This is a genomic window from Bradyrhizobium sp. KZN70725, from assembly GCF_055264925.1.
The window spans coordinates 16788-36718 of record NZ_JBUYWT010000035.1 but is presented as its reverse complement, the minus strand read 5'-3'; the positions used below and the strand labels follow the sequence as shown (position 1 = coordinate 36718).

Sequence of the window (19931 nt, the reverse complement as noted above, 5' to 3'; positions counted from 1 at the left end):
CCTTCGGCTATATGCGACGGGTCATCGCCTCTGGCTAGATATTAATCGTCTACGCTCTTGGAGCATCTGCCTGACGCCGGGCTGTTCACTCGGCGCGCTTTCGCTGCGCGACTAAAAACGCGATTGCAGTTGTGGCTAACCACATTTTGCTCCCCGCGCCATTCCAGCGTTCCAGCCAAATGGCGACTCCGCTTGCCAGCACTTGACAATGCCCCGCCCAGCGCTCCCGTGGCGATGGTGCAAACTCCCCTTCCTGGCCATCGCCTGAACAAGGTGGGCAATCAGCAAGCCATTCCCTCGGTCTCGATTTGCCAATGAGCCGTCGACGCCTGCCCCATTCTGAGCTTTGTCTTGACGCATCGGCAAGTCTACAACCTGCCGCAACGTGAGATTCAAGCTGTAAATCGGCCTCCTGAGGCAGAGGCGGATTGTATAAAGCGGATATCGATTACAATACTTGCCGGTGGAGTGCTTATTTAGCTCGACACCGCGTCCAGCTGACATTTGCCATCGATAGCTGAGATCCCACCCTTGGCTCATGCGCTTTGTTTGATCGATTCGCGAGCGCCGGCGGTCGCGGTCAGGCTCACCCGCCAGCCCCATAGGCGAAAGCATCTGCGCCATGTCATTTCTCATGCTGTAAATGAGAGCGCCCTCACTCATAAATTTATCCATTCGGAAAAACGATTGCCCGTACCCGGTGGCGGCGCGGGACTGCCCAACCATTAGAGAGGAGGCGAACGCAATGAAGGCGCCACCCTTGATACCGCTTGCGCCGCCACAGGACGATATCGCTATATTCCGGGTCACGAGTCGCCGGCCTAAAGTTAAGCTGCGCCAAGTCTGGGCAATCAACAAAGCCGCCGGACGCTTGTAAGTTTTTGTGTCATAGACCATGGCGACATTCTCCATGCTTTACCAGCTCGTGCTTAAACAGCCTAATGCCGGACGTGACTTAACATCTCTCCATCTTTCGTATCTGATGGGCACGAAACTGTAGAGCGCAGGAATTATGCAAGATACGCGATCAGGGCGCGGAGAACACTCGCGGATCTGCCGCGATTTCTCGTCAGACGTGCGGTGTAAGGTGATATGGATTAAGAGGGGCCTTGCACAAATCGAACCACTCGCCACATCTACGCAAAAACGGGGGAGCAGTCACAAGCCCTCAGACAGAATTATTCGGCATGAATGCGGAGCCACCGCTACTCATGAAGATCCGCGCGCTTAAGCTCGAATGCCAAAGTGAACTACATCTGCAATGACTTCGATCGATGATAGATTAAGTGAGATCAGGTGGCTGCGGAACGAGATCTGGCGCTGCCGACGGTTACTTAAGACGGACCTATCTGGCGCGGAACGCGAGGGGGTTGAGAAGCGCCTGCTTGAACAGCTGTCTGCCTTTGAGCGGCTCTCGTCGACGACGTTTCCTTTGGTTTTGAACCCTAATGTGAATTCGACCAAGAGCATCACGACCGGGCCAAACGGCTCCACCGAAGCGCCCATCGAAAACGCCGCAATGGCATCAAGCAGTTCCTTCGCGAATTCAATTGGGGGTTAACCTCAGCGCTCTCCTCGGCTCGATTCGACCCCCTCGAGCCCAACCTAATCCCAATGTGAAAATATCTGGAAGACCGCGCTCGAATGCCCGCCCCAACGCGAGCATTCCGCGATTTTTTGCCAGTCATACTCGATCTGGTCACCTGCGGGAAATGCTAGGCTGAAGACAACGACGCCATAGATTGAGGGACAATACGGACTCCTGAACGATGTGCGGCCTAACGACCTCCGACGTTGAAGCAGATTCGTCCGTCGGATCATTTGCAGCCAGCCGATTGCAACTTCACGGTTGCCTTATCCGCCGAACAGGCTGCAGCGCAGATAGCGCGCAACTGCTGCAGTAGCGCATCGAACCTCAAAGCGAACCATGACCTCGTAACACGCGTGGCGGCCCTGTCGATCGCCGAACGAGGCCAATCGGCTCACGACGTTCAGTGCCGCTGGCGGACGCGTCCGGCTCGACAGGGTGACGATTCCAGTCCGATAGACTTTCGAAACAGTAGTCAGATCAAAGTCCGGTGCTAATCAGCCTGGAACACGTCACCGTGCGTCAAGTTCTGTAACTTCTGCTCGGACGGATCACTCTCGATGGAGGACGATCGGAACTCTATTGAGGCGACGTTTTCGCCCGCCGTTTCTGTCCGCCGCGGTTGGCATCGCGCGGCGACATTCGACGCCCAAGCTTTTGAAATTGTCCCTAAGACAAAACATGGCTGCGTCTACATCCCTACGTCCTGTGAATCGCTCACAGAAGCGCATTACGTCTGGTCTGCACGACGTAAGGACTTCTTCGGCCCGCTGATCTCGCGCACGAGCGTATCCTGTACACCACATGGCCGCGATCGCGATCGCAGCAAGGGCGGTTGCCGAGCGGTGCGCATTGTAAGTCCACCCCATTCGTCTTTGATTCACCAAACCCCTCTTAAGCCGCATATCCTTCACTATGGTTCTTTGCCCAACGAGCGTCATCTGTTTATCGGGAGCTAGGCAACAGCTCGGCAGCGGCCGTCGCGGGGCCGCCGTAATCATTGTGGTCCCCTGAATCATCGTCTCGCCACGCGCAACACGTTCACTGCTAAGACTGAGACACGACAGAGACCCGCTGCGCTTTGCAGCGCGCGCAATGCGTTCCAGCCTCTGTGACATTCGCGATGCTAGTTCCCAATGTGACGTTCCCTGATGCGACGCTCTGCTTCGCAATGCCTACAACCTGACGCTACGATCGATTCAAGCATTTTTAGCGTCCAGCAAGTGTGAATACGCTCTGAGACGGGCACATCCGCATTGTGGACGAACTCGCGCCAGCTGCACGCTTCACCGGCTGCCCCGGTGTGAGAAACGTCGCCGGTGTTGGTCGATGACCGCTCGGCCTAGTGTTGGGTTGAAGGCGCGCCGGGACAATCGGCGATAAGTTATCGCCAACGCTGCTCGCTTGTTCGTCGTCCGATCCAACGATCTTAGAGCCTGCAGACAAGAGTTTGGCACGATAGTTTTCCGAGAGGCACAAGACTTTGGACCGGTGGGTCAGAATGGCTTGTTCTGGATTGTGACGGTCGCGGCTCTGACCGACGGCGGATCCTGTAGGCTCAAGCTGCCCCCTGCCTATTGCTAGTGTGCAATTGTTCAACGCCAGCTCAGCGGCTTCGACCTTGCGCTCCGCTGGCACGGCAGTTGCTACTCAGCGCGTGAGCTGGGTTTGGGTGCAGCCTAGCCGCAACGCGGAAGATATCATTCGTCGTTGATTGCTGCGGATCTTTCTGCGGACGGACTGAAGCGCCCGCACCGCCCTATGTTCGCGATCGCCTGATCTACGACGAAAGAGGCTTAATATGAGGAAACCAGCGGCAGGCGAGCTTTATATGGTGGGCAAGCTATTTGTCGTGGCCATTGCCATTCTGGTTTCGTCGGCAGCAGGTGCCAATGATGATCTAATGAGCGCCGCCAGGCGACTTTTCAAGCCGATCCCCTCAATGGTTCCAGCGGTGAGGGACAATCCGATCACCCACGAAAAGGTCGCCCTTGGCAAATCCCTGTTCTTCGATCCGAGGCTTTCGGCGAGCGAGGTCATTAGCTGCAACACGTGTCATAACGTTGGGATGGGCGGGGTAGATGCCGGTCCGACTTCGATCGGTCATCGCTGGCAGCAGGGTTCACGTCGCGCGCCAACTGTCTACAACGCGGTCTTCAACGTGGCGCAGTTCTGGGACGGGCGCGCGGCAGATCTCAAGGCGCAGGCCGCGGGCCCTATCCAGGCCGGCGTCGAAATGAATGCGACGCCCGATCGCGTGCTCAGCACGTTGAATTCCATGACGGAATATGTCGTTATGTTCAGTAAGGCGTTCCCCAACGATGCGGCGCCCGTTACCTTTGAAAATTCTGCCAAGGCCATCGAGGCTTTCGAGGCGACCTTGATCACACCCACCGCCCCCTTCGATCAGTACCTTGAGGGCGATGCATATGCTCTCAATGATCAGCAGAAAGCCGGGCTAAAGCTATTCATCGAAAAGGGATGCTCCTCTTGCCACAACGGAATCAACGTCGGTGGACAGGATTACTTCCCGTTCGGCGTGATTAAAAGGCCCGACGCAAACTTGCTTCCGAGAGACGATAAGGGACGTTTTGCCATCACTAAGAATCCTAGCGATGAGTATGTTTTCCGCTCCGCGCCATTGCGCAACGTCGCATTGCGGTCTCCCTACTTCCATTCCGGTCAGGTTTGGAGTCTCAAACAAGCGGTTGGCGTAATGAGCGAGGTTCAACTTGGCATAAAGCTGAGTGACAAAGAAACCGACGAAATTGTCGCCTTTCTAAATTCGCTTACCGGGCAGTTGCCGAAGATCGATTATCCGATACTACCCACACGCACCAACGTCACGCCAAGGCCCTCTTTAGACAAATAGGCCGTCACGATCGCGACACTCCATGTGATTAGCGAGAATACAGCGCAGTGACTCAGGCCGCGACGAAGTCAGGATCGGGTGGTCGAGCTAAAGCTATCAGCCAAACCTCTAGGTCGCTACGCTACCCTTTCGCAGCTGACACAAGCACTCTTTGGACGCGGGTCGACTTCATCTCGATCCTAGGTGGCTCAGCCCCGGAAAGAACAGCTGGCACTGCAACAAAAGCCGCACTGAGACGCGCCAAGTGACGCTGCTACGAGGGATCCGCGCCTTCCGTAGCTCGCGAGCACCGCATATCGCCGTACGCCGGCAATTTTTCCACCCTGACTTCAACGATCAAGACGCCCCTACCCTAGCGCGAGGAGCAAGCGCGACGTCGCAGCAATTTGCAATACCGTCCGATTATGCGAAAGGCAACCGCTCTCTCTGACAGGAGAAAAAGTGATGCGGCAGCCGAACGTTTTTGGAAACCATCACTCTGTACGATCTCACTCCAGTTGAGCAGCTCGAACTTGCGAGAGCAGTTTTGCCTCCCTTGCGCAATGTTACGACGGCACGGCAACTTCGATCTCGTATGCGGGACGCGCAACGCTGACGGGCGGACGCAGGCGCATTCGAACGCGCACAAGCTCCCGGAGGTTGCAAGCTGACATTGCCGCCTCAGCCGCGATGAGCTTCTTAAGAAGCCATTCAGTTGTGAATGGCCCTTTTGCCTGAAATGCTACAGAGCCCAAGTTTCGGGAGAGCTGTCGTGCGAAGTGTCATGGCGACAGCGACCAAAATGATCAGGGGTCCTTACGCCATCACCACGTCATTTGGCCTTCGGCAACTCGCTCATTGCGGCATTCCAGTTCGGCGTTCTCTGACCGAGTATGTTGCAAACAAAGAAGTCCAGCAGCTTGAGCTCGGCATAATTGCCCGGTGTTCCGTGATTGCCGCCCGGCACATAAAGCATATCGAAGAATTTTCCCGCCTTGACCAGCCGATCTACAAGCTGCAACGTGGAGGACGGATCGACATTCCGGTCCATTTCGCCGACGACAAGCATCAGCTTACCCTGCAACCGATGTGCGTTGTCGATCGCCGAAGACTGCGAATATTCGACGCCGACCGGCCAACCCATGTACTGTTCGTTCCACCAGATTTTGTCCATGCGGTTGTCGTAGCAACCGCTGTTGGCCACAGCTACTTTGTAGAATTCAGGATAAAACAGCAGCGCGCTCACTGCATTCTGCCCGCCGGCGGACGTGCCAAAGATGCCGACATTGGAGATATCATACCAAGAATATCTTGCGCTGGCCGCCTTGTGCCACAGGATTCGGTCGGGAAAACCGCCGTCCTTCAGATTCTTCCAAGCAACGTCATGAAACGCGCGCGAGCGGTTATTCGTACCCATGCCATCGATCTGAACAACGATAAATCCCAGCTGGGTGAGCGGTTCGACCCGCGTCGAGAAAGATTTCGGAACGGAAGATCCGTGTGGGCCGGCATAGACATCCTCGACGACCGGATATCTCCTGTTTGGATCGAAGTTGACCGGCAGGTGAATGACGCCCCATATATCGGTCTTGCCGTCGCGCCCCTTGGCAGTGAAGCTCAATGGCGGCTGCCAACCGACGCCGATCAGGTCTCTTATGTCGGCCCTCTCGACATTCGTAAGTTCGGCATTATCGCTGGCCCGGTACAACACCATGCGCGGCGGCAAGTCAAGGCGTGACCACAGGTCGACATAGTAGCGGCCGCTCGGTGAGAACTCAATGTGATGATTGGCCTGCTCAGGCGTCAGCGCAGTCAGTCCCCTCCCATCGAAGTCGATGCGATAGGCGTGGATGAAATAGGGATCCTCCCCAGAGTTCATCCCGCTGGCGCCAAACCAGATCTGGCGTCTGATCGGATCGACATAATAGACCGCGCGGACCACCCAATCTCCTCTGGTGATCTGATTTTTTAGCTCACCGGTCCGGCCATTGAACAAATACAGGTGCTCATGCCCGTCGCGCTCGGACGCCCAGATGATCTCCTTCCCATCCTCAACGTCGTACCGGAAGGTCTTTCCAGTACGCGGCTGCAGACGCCCGTACTCGATAAAGGTCTCGCTGACCTCGTCAATCAAGGAGCGCACCTGCCCGGTGGCGGCGTCCACCTCGACAAGTCGATAGAGCTGATGCCCACGTTGATTGTATTCGAAGGTAAAGGCACGTCCGTCCTTCCACCACTTGATCGGCGACAGTTCATACGGATTTGGGAAAGCGGTGCTGTCGATTGCAATCACGCGCCGGCTGACGACATCAATGAGCACCGGCTGGGACAACGCCAGGGCATCACCCGGCTTTGCATATGTCATCGACAAAGGCCTGGGTTGAATCTGGTCAGTTGGAGAAGATTCGACGTAGTGAATCTTCCTTTGGTCGCCTGGACGGATCCGATAAGCAGCCAGGCGAATTGAGTCCGGAGACCATCTCAACGTCGACAAAGCATAGTAGTTTCCTTCTGATCCGTCCCAGGTCAATGGGATGTCCTGCAAGCCGTCCTTGCTGCGCAGAAAGATATTGTAGTTTCTAATATAGGCGTCCCATCTCCCGTCGAGAGATGTACTTGTCTTCGACGAATGATTCACAGCAGGTAGCGTGTCGTCAGCACTCAGCCCCTGATGGACCTGCATGCTTGTGCAGACATAACTTGCAAGTTCGCAGCTCCAGCGGGTATTCTCGATTTCGAAACTGAGCCTTTGACCGCTATCGGCCAGCTCGAAACGGGCGAAGGGCAGATCGTCGGCTTTGTAGTTCTTATGGCTCTTCCTGTTCAGCGCCGCCGCGAGGCGAATCTGATCAAAAGCTGGTCGCTTTACACCTGTGGCAGCATTCACCAGCATGAACTGGCGTTTGCCCTGGGTTGTACGTCGGTAGACGAACGACTCGCCCTCTGGCAGCCAGAACGGCACTTCGGGTACATTGACGGTGAGTTGGCCGTAGCGGTCGCCGATCGTCAGCGCTCGCTCATAATCGGACTGAACCAGCGGCGGACGGGCGATTTCGTCGGCCAGGGCGTGCGTGGCAGCAGATTCCGGCTGGACCAGCATCGCAAGCACTACAAGAACTCCAGGTCGCATTTCATCCCACGAAAATGACAAGCTCGTGCCAACCGCGGCAACCTGACCAATGTCCGATCGCTGCTCGGCCGCCGGTGATATGCAGGGGCCATGCCAGCTGATGCGGCGCGCGTGCCGGCTCTTTTCGATCTCAACGTCGTTTTCGCGCCAAGATCTGTGACTGTTCAACGCACAGCTGGTCGGAGGTTGAACACAAAGCACATATCGCACGTGGTCTGGTGGTTGATTTCAGGCCGCAGCATGCTGAAAGACTTGAACTCCGGCTCCAACAACTGCCAAGGCAGCATGAAGATGCCATCGAAAGTCAACCGATTGGCTCCTACCGCCATCACATGCAAGGACGCAGCGATCTCCTCTTCGTTTCGCCACGGCTGCCGTGGTTGTTGCAGCTGGTCAGATATGCGATCATCTTCGTCATCAGATCGCGCGCCTCGGCCTCGGCGGCAATTGTAACCGGACGATAAGTGCCGCTGGTTAGACGTACATCATTTGGTCGACAGCTCTTTGACTTGCCGTGAGGCGCAATCGATGGGCTGCCAATGATCGAGCCTCTGTCGATATCGTTGCAGACGCCCCTGCCGGTCGAATCCGTCTGCTCCGAGAACGCAACGTCGTACTCTCGACACCTTATGCGGGGACTGACGCGCAATGGAGCGGTGGTGTTGCGGTGTGCTGCTCCTGATGAGAGAATGTTGCACGCAGTGGCACCGTTGATCGTTTGCGGCCGAAACCACCTGTGTGCTGATGTGACCAGGAGATCGATCATGAGTTCGCGCGTGACGCCTCGCCCTCCGGTTGCTGGGACGATCGCGCGCGGCTACGAACTGGGCTGGATCTGAATGCTCATGACCTAGCGATAACTCGCATCCGTGAGATGTCCGTCCAGGCGATCACGAAAGCTTCTAGATAGCCAGTCAAGTCCCTCAGGTTGCCAATGAGCTCACCTTCTCTCCTCCGGCAGATCGGTGAGGTCTGACAAACTGGATCGCATCGCCTTATGCATTATTGGCGAGTTTGACGGTCGCACGTTCGCCAACGCACCATCTTCAGCGCAAGTGACGATGGTACTGCGCCCAGCTTCATCTCATCGCCCTGTATGTGCGGTTGATGATGCGAGCGTCCAAAACCCTACCATAAGATACGACCATCTAAGACGCCGGGCGGAGAGCGATGCGAAGCCCCTTTGTCACGCCGGCCGCGCTCCATATTCCTGGGAACGGCACGCGGATTGCTGGGCAAGGATCAACGAGTTGCCGCGAAGAAAGCGGTCGCAACGGACCCGGAGTCCAAAATGAGGCTTATCCGATTGATCTTGATCGATCTGACTTTGATGCTGCTCGCACCGGGGAACGCAGAAGCCACGATTAGGGCCGCCGGCGCAGCCTTCACATCTGCTACCAAAACTGTGGCGTCATCGGAGCGGATTTCGGCCCCAGATCCAATCTTGAGCTCTGGCGCGAGCCGACAGCCTTCCGGCCCAACGACACAAGCGGCGCCATTTCAGCTTGCAACGAACACCCTCGGTCCGGTCAAGCCGGCTGAGCATTCCACGATGCTGGAATTGGGCTCTCCCTGTGTGATCGGCAAGCGCGCAGGGCAGCTTCCGATTGCCACGATCATCGATGGCTCGGAGATGCTCAACAAGCCGCTTGTCCTAACACCATCGATCTGTATTGCCGCAACCATGCGTTATGGCCTCTTGGGGCGCAGACACCGCGTTGGAGCGGAACAGACTGGATTCTCGGAGGCATGGTGATCGCGGCGATTCTGCTCGTGATCTTGGTAGAAAGATACTTCACAGGCGCGGGCACGTGAGAGAAGCAAAACCTGGCTATATCGAATTCGCCTTCAACGGCTCTCTCGCAAACATCCCGCTGGTGGCCCAATTCAGCGCGCCAGCCAAAGGCATCACGGCTATTTTCGGGCCGCCTGGCTGCGGCAAGACCGCGCTCGCACGCTGCATCGCCGGCGTGCAGCGTCTGCCGGGTGGATTTTGCGCAATCGATGGTGAGATTTGGCAAGATCAGACGACGTTTCGGCCGCCTCATCTGCGTCCCGTCGCTTATGTATTCCAACGACCAATTCTTTTTTCGCATTTGTCCGTCAAGCGCACCCTTCTGTTCAACGCGTCAAAATCGAAACCGACACTGATCGACTTTGATGGCGTGGTCGAATTGCTCGCCCTTACCCCGCTCCTCGAGCGTTCGCCATCGCATCTTTCTGACGCCGAGCGACAGCGCCTTGCCCTGGGCAGCGCGCTGCTGGCACAACCTCGGCTACTTTTGCTTGACGACCCGCTCATTTTGCTCGACCGCTCCGCTAAGTGCGAGATCTTGCCGTTTCTCGAGCGCATGCGGGAAGAGCTCCCATTACCCATGATCTATGTCAGCCATGACATGGCTGACATAGAGCGTTTTGCCGATCATCTCGTCATGATGAAAGATGGCGTTGTGACTGCGGCCGGGCCACTCAATGTCGTTCAGATCGCCCCGGCTCTTGCCGCGCGCGGCGATGCGGCAGTCTGCCTTGATACCGTGGTCGGCGGCTATGACGGGCGCTATGGGCTGATCATCCTCCGCCTCAAAGGTGCGCGCCTGTTGATCCCTGGAGCGCCGCTTAGGCCGGGCGCGCAGCTGCGGCTGCGCGTCGCAGCCGGTGACGTCAGCATCGCGTGCGAGCCGCCGCGCGCCAGCTCCATCCTCAATGTCTTTCCGGCACGCATCAAAGCCTCTCTGCCGTTCGACGATGCTGAGGTTACCTTGGTCCTGGCTCTCGAAACTGGCCGTTCGGGCGTACCGCTTCTGGCCCGCATCCCGCGTCGCTCCTTTGATGCGCTACGGCTCAGCAATGGCATTGACGTATTCGCCGAGGTCGCGCGCGCCGTGCCGGTCGCAGTCCCCGAATGGTTGCTCGTAGGGCCTTCCACATCAGCAGGAGGCGTTCGACAGGTAAGCGCCGATACGAGAATTGAACAGCAGTCGGAGTACGACAGTGAGCGACAATCTTGATGAGATAGATTCGAAGCATATTGCGGCTGTCTCCGACCGGCCAGACGATGTAGATATGCTACAGGGCGATTTAGCCCAGGATCTCGCGCGGCGAGCCGTACGCGTCGGCGGCATCATCCGGCGACACTTAACGGGCGCACACGGTACCCAGCCTGGTCGCAGGGGACATTACGTCAGGGCGACAAATCTCGATTTCCGGGCAAGTCGGCAGCGCAGCTTTTTCTATAAGCTCAATACAAATGGACTTGCGAAGGCCGCAGCTATTGCTTTCCGCGCGCTTCGCGACCTGGTCGCTCTCCGCGCGATGAGCACATTTTGCCGGCAGCAAGCAACTGGCGGCCGCCTGCGCGCCGAATTCGTCGACCCAATTGCCCGTGACGTATCACTTCTGACAGCCGTTCTAGTTAGATGTCTTGCCGCTTGGCGAATTTTCACGGGTGATGTTGGCACGTTGCTATTTTGCGATCGCCAAATCGTTCAGCGATGGTGGCGCGATATCTCCACGCGCCTAACGCGCAGCTGGGCTTTCATTCCCAGCTGCGACTATTTGGGCACTATGATACCGGAGCGCTTGATGACGACTTTACGACCACCGGATACGTCGGCTCCGAAATCGCCCGTCGGACTCCTTCGCCGTCTCTGAAAACAGCCTTACCCTTCAAAACAATTCAAGAGAAAAGAAAGCCAGATAGTTGTCATTCGAAAGGCAAGGCGTTCGGCCACCCTCCCGGCCAGCGCCGCATGCAGCGCATCGGGATAGAAAGCGGGCCGCCCCATTGCCGCAGGACCTCCAGAATCTGCTGCTTGCCGCAGATTCTGCTTCGTCTCGACTCTTCAGTTTATGTCTCCATATTAGCTACAACCGGGTTGTGCCTGCACACCAGCATACTCCCACTCACCACCAAAGAACCTGACATATTGACGTCTCTCCTCGTGGTCATGAAGCCTCAGAGCCATAGCCGCCTGTACGATTGAGACTCTACAGCCTGACGCTACGTAGACTTCAGGCCTTCATTGCCACCGCAGCGAGCCTGGTTGGGTTTCATTCCCGTTTCAGATGCGGCAAATCCTCGCGGCCTGGTGATTACCTGCCGTTTCGAGCGGCCTTAATGCGCGAGCCGAACTCTGCAGCCAAGCCGCTGCGCGGCGCAACCAGGACAATCGGCTCTTGAGACCTCATGGCATGTCGTTTGCTTCGCCAGCGTGGTCACCATGTCCGGAAAACAAATGTGTGAGGACCGTATGCTTGGAATTGGAAGTCAATTGCCGCCGTTCGAGGTCACAGGCGTGAAGCCTGGCTTTCAGGCGCAGGAAGAAGATGGGCAGAGTGCATTCGAGACGTTGACCGAAGCTAGCTTCCCAGAAAAATGGAAGATCATCTTCTTCTATCCCAAGGACTTTACCTTCGTCTGCCCGACCGAAATCGCCGAGTTTGCCAGGCTTTCCAAGGAATTCGTCGACCGCGATGCAGTAGTACTGGGGGGCTCGACTGACAACGAGTTCTGCAAGCTTGCGTGGCGACGCTCACATGTCGATTTGCAAAATTTACCAATCTGGCAGTTTGCCGACACAAAGGGGACCCTGGTCGATGGCCTTGGTGTGCGATCCCCCGAAGGGGTCGCGTATCGTTACACCTATATTGTTGACCCCGCCAACACGATCCAGCACGTCTATGCGACCAATCTCAACGTCGGCCGCAGCCCCAAGGACACACTGCGCGTGCTGGACGCCCTCCAAACCGACGAGCTCTGTCCCTGCAACCGCGAAATCGGCGGCGAAGTCCTGAAGGTCGCTTGAGGCAGCATGTCGTCGATTGAACAGTTGAACGAAAAGATCCCCGATTTCGCCAAGGACGTCAGGCTCAATCTGACGTCCTTGATGGCCGATGAGACACTCTCGCCGCAGCGGCAATACGGGCTGTTGCTGGCGAGCGCGATCGCCACCCGCAATGCAGACGTCATTGCCGCAATGGAATCCGCCGCGGTCGCCGTGATGACGCCCGTGGCGATCGCGGCAGCGAAATCTGCGGCCGCTGTGATGGCGATGAACAATGTGTACTACCGCTTCGTTCATCTCGCCTCTAATCCGGAATACAAGACGATGCCGCCACGGCTGCGCATGAACGTGATTGGCAGTCCGGGTGTTGACAAGTCTGATTTCGAGCTATGGTCACTTGCAGTCTCCGCCATAAACGGATGCGGTGCTTGTATCGATGCCCACGAGAAGACACTGCGAGCTGCGGGCGTCAGCTCCGAAGTGATCCTCACTGCCGTGCGTTCTGCCGCTATCGTCCAGTCAGTGGCGATTGCTATCGAAGCCGTTCGGCCGAGCCCATCCCAGGCAACGCGCTGATTCCTCCTCTGCCAGCCGATCGACAGGGTGTGGCGCCGTTCCGTATCGCCACACCGATCCTGTTACCTTGATACGTGTCTAGCTCAAATTGCTCGCACCGTGCCAGAGGCGGAACGCGCGAAGGATGCTAATATTCCGACGCTTAGGGAGGCTCGTACCACGGCTCGTTCCATCTCACCTCACCCTCAGCCAAATTTGAACAGCACCCCATATCCGCCGCGCGGGTAACTCCACTGGATATCGCCGGTGGGCTCGGCGATCACCCGACAGGTACCGCACTCGATACAGCCGTCAACAGTCACCTCGACTCGCCCCTCATCGTTCAGCTCATAGCATCGCGCGGGGCACGCTTTCAAAAGCGCAACTAGCTGCGGCGATGGGGACGTGTGTGCGCGAACCTTGACGTGAGGACGACCAATGTCGACAAGGTAGCGGTTGTAATACAGCTTGTCTTCCACGCGCACCGAGGGTTCGGCATCCATGCTTTGTCCTTCCATACTTGGAACTCACACTTTTGATAATTAGCGCCAGGCTCGCGCAAAACGACATGCATCGCCGAACAGCCCCATCCATGAGCGCGCCTTGACAAAGGATTTCAAGGTCGCCTTCTCCTTCTCAACCTTGGGCGTACCATCGACCCGCACAAAGTTTTGCATTGCCTTAGAGATGAGCTGCGGATAGGTGAGAAAGAAGTTTTGTGAGTGAGTATGCATCAGGGGTGGCAAATCCTTGTACTTCTTGAGGTCCTTGATGACGAAGGACTCATCCAACATCTTCTTGTAGAGCGACAGATTTGTCGCTGTCATCGGCTCGCCGCGCGATTTCACCAGGCCGATCGCTTCGGCCGCTATGCGACCTGAGGTCATCGCGAGATTGGAGCCCTCGCGATGAACGGCATTGTTGAGTTGCGCCGCATCGCCAACGACCACCCAGCCTTCCCCGTAGAGCCGTGGGATCGATTTGTAGCCTCCTTCAGGGATGAGATGCGCCGAATATTCCTTGACTTCGGAACCTGCTAGCAGAGGCAACACAGAGGGATGCCTTTTGAATTGATCGAGCAAGCCGTAGGGCGTCTGGCCGGTGCGCTGGAAATCGGCGACGAGACAACCGATGCCCAGCGAAATACACTCTTTGTTGGCATAGATGAAACCCATTCCGGTCATACCGCGGGAAATGGTGCCCGCCGCCTCGATCACGACGCCTTCTTCGCCCTTAAGATTGAAACGCGCTTCGATGGTCTCGCGAGGCAAGAAGTGCATTTCCTTGACGGCGAGCGCAACGTTATCGGGTGTCGGCCGCGCGCGCAGGCCCGCGCGCGTCCCAAGCAGACCATTGACCCCTTCAGCGAGCACGACGACGTCGGCATGTATTTCGCCGTCGCGGCGATCTGTACGAACGCCGACAATCCTTTCACGCTCGTCCCGTACGAGCTCCGTCACGGTCGTCTCGCAGAGCACGGTCGCGCCGGCTTCGCGCACCTTTGACGAGAACCATTTATCAAACTGCGCGCGTATGATCGTGTAACGGTTCGGCCGCTCCTCGTTGAAGTCGTCCGAGCGGTAATGCATCCCGACATGCGAGCGGTCGTCCATCATCCAGAACCGTTGTTCAACCAGATGACGTTCGAGCGGCGCCTCTTCGCGAAACTCGGGGATTAGCTTTTCCATCATGTCCGCGTAGAGGATTGCGCCCTGCACATTTTTCGATCCAGGATATTCGCCGCGCTCGAGCTGCAGCACCTTCATGCCTTGCCTGGCCATGGACAGCGCCGCCGCGTTACCAGCCATGCCGGCTCCTACCACGATGGCATCGAACCTCTCTTCAATCATCATCATCTCCTCTAGACCGCGATCCGGGCGCGCGAATTCGGCAAGAGCCGAGCGCGAAATGCCGCCGTCAGCGCCGGCAGCAATTGCATGGCATCACTGACGATCGCAACATGGGCGAAGTCGAAGATCGGAGCACGTTTGTCAGTATTGATGGCGACGATCAGATCCGCCCCCTCGACACCCACCCGGTGCTGGATCGCGCCGGAAATACCGGCCGCAATATAGAGCTTTGGCCGGATCGTCTTGCCGGTCTGACCGATCTGCCGATCAGACGTAACCCATCCCTTCTGCACCAGAGGACGCGAGCAGCCATATTCAGCGCCAAGAAGAGTTGCAAGCTCGCGCACCAGCCGGAAGTTCTCAGGCGATCCCAGTCCCAAGCCACCCGCAACCACGACGTCGGCATAGGCCAGATTTGATGTCTCGGAATCACGATCTGGGAGGAACGACAGAACTTTCGTGACAATATCGTCTTCGACAAGGCCGAGCGGATGGACGATGATACGGGCAGCATCACGTTCGACGCGCTCAGGCATCGGCATGACCCGCGGACGCACCGTTGCCATCTGCGGACGATAATTCAAGGTATAGATCGTGCAGAGCAACGAGCCACCAAAGGTCGGACGCGTCGCCGCAAGAGAACCATCGGCGTCGACATCGAGCGCGGTGCAGTCGGCAGTGAGTCCCGTTGACAAAGTGGTCGCCACCGAACCCGCAAGATCGCGCCCCAGCGTGGTCGCGCCCAACAGCAGGATCTCGGGCTTGTAGGTATTGACGAGTTCGGTGAGCGCCTTGGTATACGATTCATTGCGGTAATCCGCCAAAACGTTGTCGCTCACGAGATAGGTCAGATCGGCCCCATAGCAAAAGGATTCAAGTGCGGCGTTACGGGTGGACTGCCCCTCCGGGCCGACAACGACCGCGGCGAGATTCACCTTCAGCTTGTCGGCAAGCCTGCGCCCCGCTCCCATGAGCTCCCAGGAAACCGGATGCACCTGGCCGCGCTCCAGCTCGACGAAAACCCAGACATGCTTGTAGGCCTTAAAGTGCTCCGGCAGTTCCTTCTTGGCTGCTGCCCGGCCGGCCGCCGCAGGCACAGCTGTTTTGGTGACATTGCTCATGCTTTAAAGTCCCCTCAAGAATACGCGCGCCCGCGCCACAGGTTTGTATCTAGATTCAGTTGACTGAGGATCAGTTCTGATCAGCAAGTGGCCTGGCTGCTCGGCTGCCCGGCCCGCTTAGTGCAAACCGACCAGGCAGTAAAACTCGTCATCGACGTAGACGCTCCGGGCGGGCCAGAGCCAGAGATGTCCTCGACGGTAGTGCCTCGCGCGCTCGGTTCGACAAGCGCCACGGTGCCGGCGACGCCGCTACGGCATCTGTGCCCGGAAGAGTTGTTGCGTCCGCCTGCTCTGCAGTATCGGCGCCTCGCTTTCGGCCCAGCGCTCTGCACCGGGTGCGACCACCAAAGCGATCGGAGCTGCGCACCTGTCATGCACTGCGTGGTCAGCCTCCAGCCCCGGCACCTTGCATCGGCCGAGCTTGGCGCCTCCGCCGGACGCATGTTGCTATCCGCGTTGCGACGAATGCCACTTTGCACGCATCCGCGGACTCGCTCGACGCTGACGACTATGTACATGCCCTCTCCAGGTGTTGCGCAACGGATGACTTAGCCACTGACCACCATCTCACGGTCGGTGTCGGCTTCGTTCGCATCAAAGGCCATATCGAACGGACCGGGTGCGAGCGTGAGCCGCGAGATCATGCCGCATCGCTCGGTAGGCGGTAGAAGCAGTGTCATAGGTGTTCCTTTTTCATCTCGGACGACCGCCATCTGTCAGCATCGATGACGGGATAGGCACGACAACAGCAAGTGTCGTACCACTTGCAAGAACCATCGAAAGTCAGGCGGAAGCAATGATTTGACAGAAACTTAAATGCTCGCTCAGGGCCTTGGACACGATCAGTCCGGACATGGGTCGGGAATGCGACAGCGTCGCTCGGGTCATGGCTGGCAGAGAGATGATCTGGATGAAGGAGCTTTCAGACCGCACGGCAATCGTTGGAGAGCACCTCATTGCGGTGGAGCGCGAAGTCACTTCAGCTCGCTCAACGGAACAAAGGCTGTCGGTTTGCCTGGGCCTGCAACCGCATCCTTCAAAACCTTGAATACTCGCTGATCAATCGGCCGCGATGCCACGAAATCAGCATAAGCCTGCTCCAGCATCGCTTTGCACCGAGCTCTGATTTCCAGCTCTGTGGCGCCAGAAAATTGCTCTTCTGCGAAATATTGTCCCATGCGCTTTAGGATGTGAAGGCGCGCGACATTTACAATCTTCGGATCATAATCGACGCCAAGCAGCGAAAAGAACTCCTCTGCCGACGAGGCGTTGCTAAGCCGGTCCAGGATAGGGGCTGCCGGGGATGAGTTGATCATCGAAAGGTCTCCTTTGGATCAGCTCTCGGACGCCAAATTAGATACTCTTAGCGCCTGATGATATTGCCGCGGTTCTACCTCGCACAGCGGGTGCGCATCGCCAACGCCTGGAACGCCGACGCGCTCAACTTCGCTATCCAGATCTGCAGGTTCGGCGGGCGCCGACGTCAGCCCGGATGAGGAAGGGGCATGAACGGCCAAACCGCAATCGGTGCTGATGCTCGTCCGACCGGTGGTCGGGCGGGACGGCAGCCTCAAGAGAAGACGTCGCTTGGCAGTCCGCGGACGGCTCGCTGCCGGATTGCAGATCACAGCATGAATGCCGGAATAGCCCGTAATAACTGGAGCGCAGATTTGCGACCAGCGAGCTGGCGTGCGGAAGTGGGTCACTTTCGCGCCAATCAGTGGCATCGGATGGCCTCCTTGCGACGCACTTGGTCTCTCGAATAGTCGGCGCAAACGATGCTAAGCACGGCTCTTCACTCGCTTTGGGTGGCTGGGCATCCGCACACGTCGCGCCAGATCGCCGCCACCGTTTGGCGCTCGACCGGCAGCTTGTGCTCGATCGCATGCTTGCGAACCTGCGACAGGATCTGTCTGGCTTGATCGGCGCTGGCGGCCAGCTTGAGTTCATCGAGCAACGCCGTAATCGCCGCAAGTCCAGAATGCTTGCCGATCACAAAGCGGTTGCGGCGGCCAAGCAAAGCCGGATCAAGCGACTGATAGGTGCGCTGATCCTTCAAAAGGCCATCGACATGAATGCCGGATTCGTGCGTAAATACGTACTCTCCAACGATGGCCTTATTCAGAGGAATGGCACGCGCGGCCGCTGCAGCCACCAATGCGGCGACGTTCTCGAGCTCCGGAAGTATGATGCCGGTCTCGCGCCCGTAGAGCTGCTTGAGTGCGACCGCGACTTCCTCGAGCGGCGCATTTCCGGCCCGCTCGCCTAACCCGATGACGGTCACCGAAGCGTGGCTCGCGCCAGCTTTGATGGCTGAGAGTGTATTGGCGGTTGCGAGTCCGAGATCGTCGTGGCCGTGAAATTCGAGTTCCAAATCGGTGGTCACACGCAGTTTCCTGACCAGCGCGTAGGTTGCGTCGGGATCGAGCACACTGAGCGTATCTGCAACACGAAAACGACGCGCGCCCGCGGCTTTTGCGACTGCAATCAGCCGGATCAGAAACTCGACGTTGGCGCGCGAAGCGTCCTCGCCGCCAACAGAAACCTGAAGCCCCTTCTGACGAGCATAGCCGACCAATTGCCTCACCTGTTCCAGTGCCAGGCTGCGATGACCGCCGAGCTTGGCTGCGATCTGCACATCGGAAGTCGGGATCGACATGTTGATCATGGACACCCGGGCTTCAATCGCCGCATCGACGTCCGCTTTCCTCATCCGGCACCAGCCTATCGTAGTCAGCGGAAGATCTGCTTCGACAATGGCGCGGATTGCTGTGATTTCCTCATTGCCCATCGCGGGCGTTCCCGCCTCGATCTCCGTGACCCCGGCCCGCGCGAGCGCCTGCGCGATCGCCAGCTTTTCCTTCGTGGTGAACGCAACACCGGGCGCCTGCTCCCCGTCCCTTAGCGTCGTATCGTTAAGCACGGTCGGCTTCGCGCGTTCTTGATCGAACCATGAGGGTTCGTCACTAGAGGCGATCACGCAGGCTGACTCCTTGTCTTTGACCACATCCCCTTAAGCAACCCGCATGCCACTGCGCTATCCCCGGCAACCCATTGAAAGTCTACGCTCCGTCCTTAACCTTCGTTCCCCAACGGATTATTGAAGGCGACGGGCTCATGAATCGGACACTTTGCTATTCCCAAGTCTCGCTCGAAAGCCAACGCGATTGCAGCGCGCCGAGATGTGGCGCTTGATCCCGGTGCAATTCTAGCCGGCTGTCTTGGATCCATGGTGAGTTGCTGGTATCGATACGGCGTTTGGCCGCACAACCAACCTGCCGGAGTTCGCCAGATCTGGGAGCGCGCTCGCGCCGCAACGTACGATAACAAGTCAGATGGGCCAGTCAGCGGCGACCTCCTGGCGACCCGCCAGCAGCAGAAGGTCGCGCCGGCGCTCCGCCATCCGGCTCTCACCGCTTTCTTCGCCGAAACACAGGTTGAAGTCGCTACATTGCGTGCACACTGGTGTTGTACACATCGCGAGGCCTTCATCCTCGCAAATCATCCGATAGAAGAAACGCTTCCAACGCATATTGTTGACATTGCGCGCGGCGAGCGGCGCGTAGTGACGGCTGAGCACCCGAGAGAGCTCGCCACGATTGCGCAATCCGAGATCTTCCCATAGATGGTCTGGTTCGATGGCTCGTCGGGCGATCATGGCAGCCAGCCAGCGGCCGAGATCTCCTTCCGTCGAGCGGTGCTTCAGGAGTAGATCGCGCACCATTGCGATTTCGTCGTTCTCATTGCATTTGTACCTCAGGAGCTCATCGGGGAGTTCGACCTCAAGTGAGGGAAAGTACTGCGCGAGCAAAGCCGCGAGTTCATCGCCCGATAGGCCAGTCTTCTCCGGAAGAGCGCCGCCATCCATCGTGGCAGCCGCCAGAATAGATGCCAAGGCGTGGCGGTCGAAATGACTGTCACTGGCAATGTCGGCATCCGCAGGAAGTACGCCGGTGAGGAGGCGGTAGGCTACAATTCCGTTGGAACTGCTCGCATCAGGCTTACAAGCAGCCATAAACGGAAGGAAGTGCACTTCAGACATGATTTTGTGG

At 57.7% G+C, this 19931-nt stretch carries 14 protein-coding genes; 6 read left to right on the top strand and 8 right to left on the bottom strand.

The window, feature by feature from the left end; genetic code table 11:
* Positions 1-135: 135 nt before the first annotated feature.
* Positions 136-897: a hypothetical protein gene (locus ACZBJS_RS27910; RefSeq protein ID WP_463439550.1), complete on the bottom strand. Its 762-nt coding sequence runs from the start codon at positions 895-897 to the stop codon at positions 136-138.
* A gap of 2492 nt (positions 898-3389) precedes the next feature.
* On the opposite strand from ACZBJS_RS27910, the gene ACZBJS_RS27905 reads away from it, so the two are divergent.
* The gene (locus tag ACZBJS_RS27905) at positions 3390-4460 is read left to right on the top strand and encodes a cytochrome-c peroxidase (RefSeq protein WP_463439549.1); all 1071 of its coding nucleotides are present in this window, start codon (positions 3390-3392) and stop codon (positions 4458-4460) included.
* Positions 4461-5271: 811 nt separating this feature from the next.
* Here ACZBJS_RS27905 and ACZBJS_RS27900 read toward each other — a convergent pair.
* Positions 5272-7539, bottom strand: coding sequence for a S9 family peptidase (locus tag ACZBJS_RS27900; protein ID WP_463439585.1), 2268 nt, complete (start codon positions 7537-7539; stop codon positions 5272-5274).
* A 1258-nt stretch (positions 7540-8797) separates the two neighbouring features.
* Here ACZBJS_RS27900 and ACZBJS_RS27895 point away from each other — a divergent pair.
* The 5 genes from ACZBJS_RS27895 (at position 8798) to ahpD (ending at position 12929) form a co-directional block, all read left to right on the top strand.
* Positions 8798-9325 carry a hypothetical protein gene (locus tag ACZBJS_RS27895; protein ID WP_463439548.1) on the top strand — a complete coding sequence of 176 codons (528 nt, stop codon included), beginning with the start codon at positions 8798-8800 and terminating at the stop codon, positions 9323-9325.
* A 55-nt stretch (positions 9326-9380) separates the two neighbouring features.
* Positions 9381-10577 (top strand): molybdenum ABC transporter ATP-binding protein, encoded by a 1197-nt coding sequence (gene modC, locus ACZBJS_RS27890; RefSeq protein WP_463439547.1) that lies wholly within the window; start codon positions 9381-9383, stop codon positions 10575-10577.
* A complete protein-coding gene (locus tag ACZBJS_RS27885; protein WP_463439546.1) occupies positions 10561-11220 on the top strand; it encodes a DUF2478 domain-containing protein in 660 nt (219 codons plus the stop codon). Before modC ends, ACZBJS_RS27885 begins: the two co-directional genes overlap by 17 nt.
* Before the next feature lie 599 nt (positions 11221-11819).
* Positions 11820-12374 carry a peroxiredoxin gene (locus ACZBJS_RS27880; RefSeq protein WP_229157563.1) on the top strand — a complete coding sequence of 185 codons (555 nt, stop codon included), beginning with the start codon at positions 11820-11822 and terminating at the stop codon, positions 12372-12374.
* A 6-nt stretch (positions 12375-12380) separates the two neighbouring features.
* Entirely contained in the window at positions 12381-12929 is a 549-nt protein-coding gene (gene ahpD / locus ACZBJS_RS27875) for an alkylhydroperoxidase, AhpD family (protein ID WP_463439545.1), read from the top strand.
* A gap of 185 nt (positions 12930-13114) precedes the next feature.
* Here ahpD and ACZBJS_RS27870 read toward each other — a convergent pair whose 3' ends face one another.
* From ACZBJS_RS27870 to ACZBJS_RS27845, 6 genes are all read right to left on the bottom strand, one after another.
* Positions 13115-13411 carry a ferredoxin family protein gene (locus ACZBJS_RS27870; RefSeq protein WP_157348532.1) on the bottom strand — a complete coding sequence of 99 codons (297 nt, stop codon included), beginning with the start codon at positions 13409-13411 and terminating at the stop codon, positions 13115-13117.
* A 39-nt stretch (positions 13412-13450) separates the two neighbouring features.
* Complete coding sequence (locus ACZBJS_RS27865) at positions 13451-14758, bottom strand: FAD-dependent oxidoreductase (RefSeq protein ID WP_253640819.1); 1308 nt, start codon at positions 14756-14758, stop codon at positions 13451-13453.
* 11 nt (positions 14759-14769) lie between these two features.
* The gene (locus ACZBJS_RS27860) at positions 14770-15879 is read right to left on the bottom strand and encodes an electron transfer flavoprotein subunit alpha/FixB family protein (protein ID WP_050420689.1); all 1110 of its coding nucleotides are present in this window, start codon (positions 15877-15879) and stop codon (positions 14770-14772) included.
* Between the two features lie 974 nt (positions 15880-16853).
* Positions 16854-17195 carry a nitrogenase stabilizing/protective protein NifW gene (gene nifW / locus ACZBJS_RS27855; protein WP_253640820.1) on the bottom strand — a complete coding sequence of 114 codons (342 nt, stop codon included), beginning with the start codon at positions 17193-17195 and terminating at the stop codon, positions 16854-16856.
* A gap of 479 nt (positions 17196-17674) precedes the next feature.
* Positions 17675-18859 (bottom strand): homocitrate synthase, encoded by a 1185-nt coding sequence (gene nifV, locus ACZBJS_RS27850; RefSeq protein ID WP_463439544.1) that lies wholly within the window; start codon positions 18857-18859, stop codon positions 17675-17677.
* A 351-nt stretch (positions 18860-19210) separates the two neighbouring features.
* Complete coding sequence (locus tag ACZBJS_RS27845; protein WP_463439543.1) at positions 19211-19921, bottom strand: nitrogen fixation protein NifQ; 711 nt, start codon at positions 19919-19921, stop codon at positions 19211-19213.
* Positions 19922-19931 lie beyond the last annotated feature (10 nt).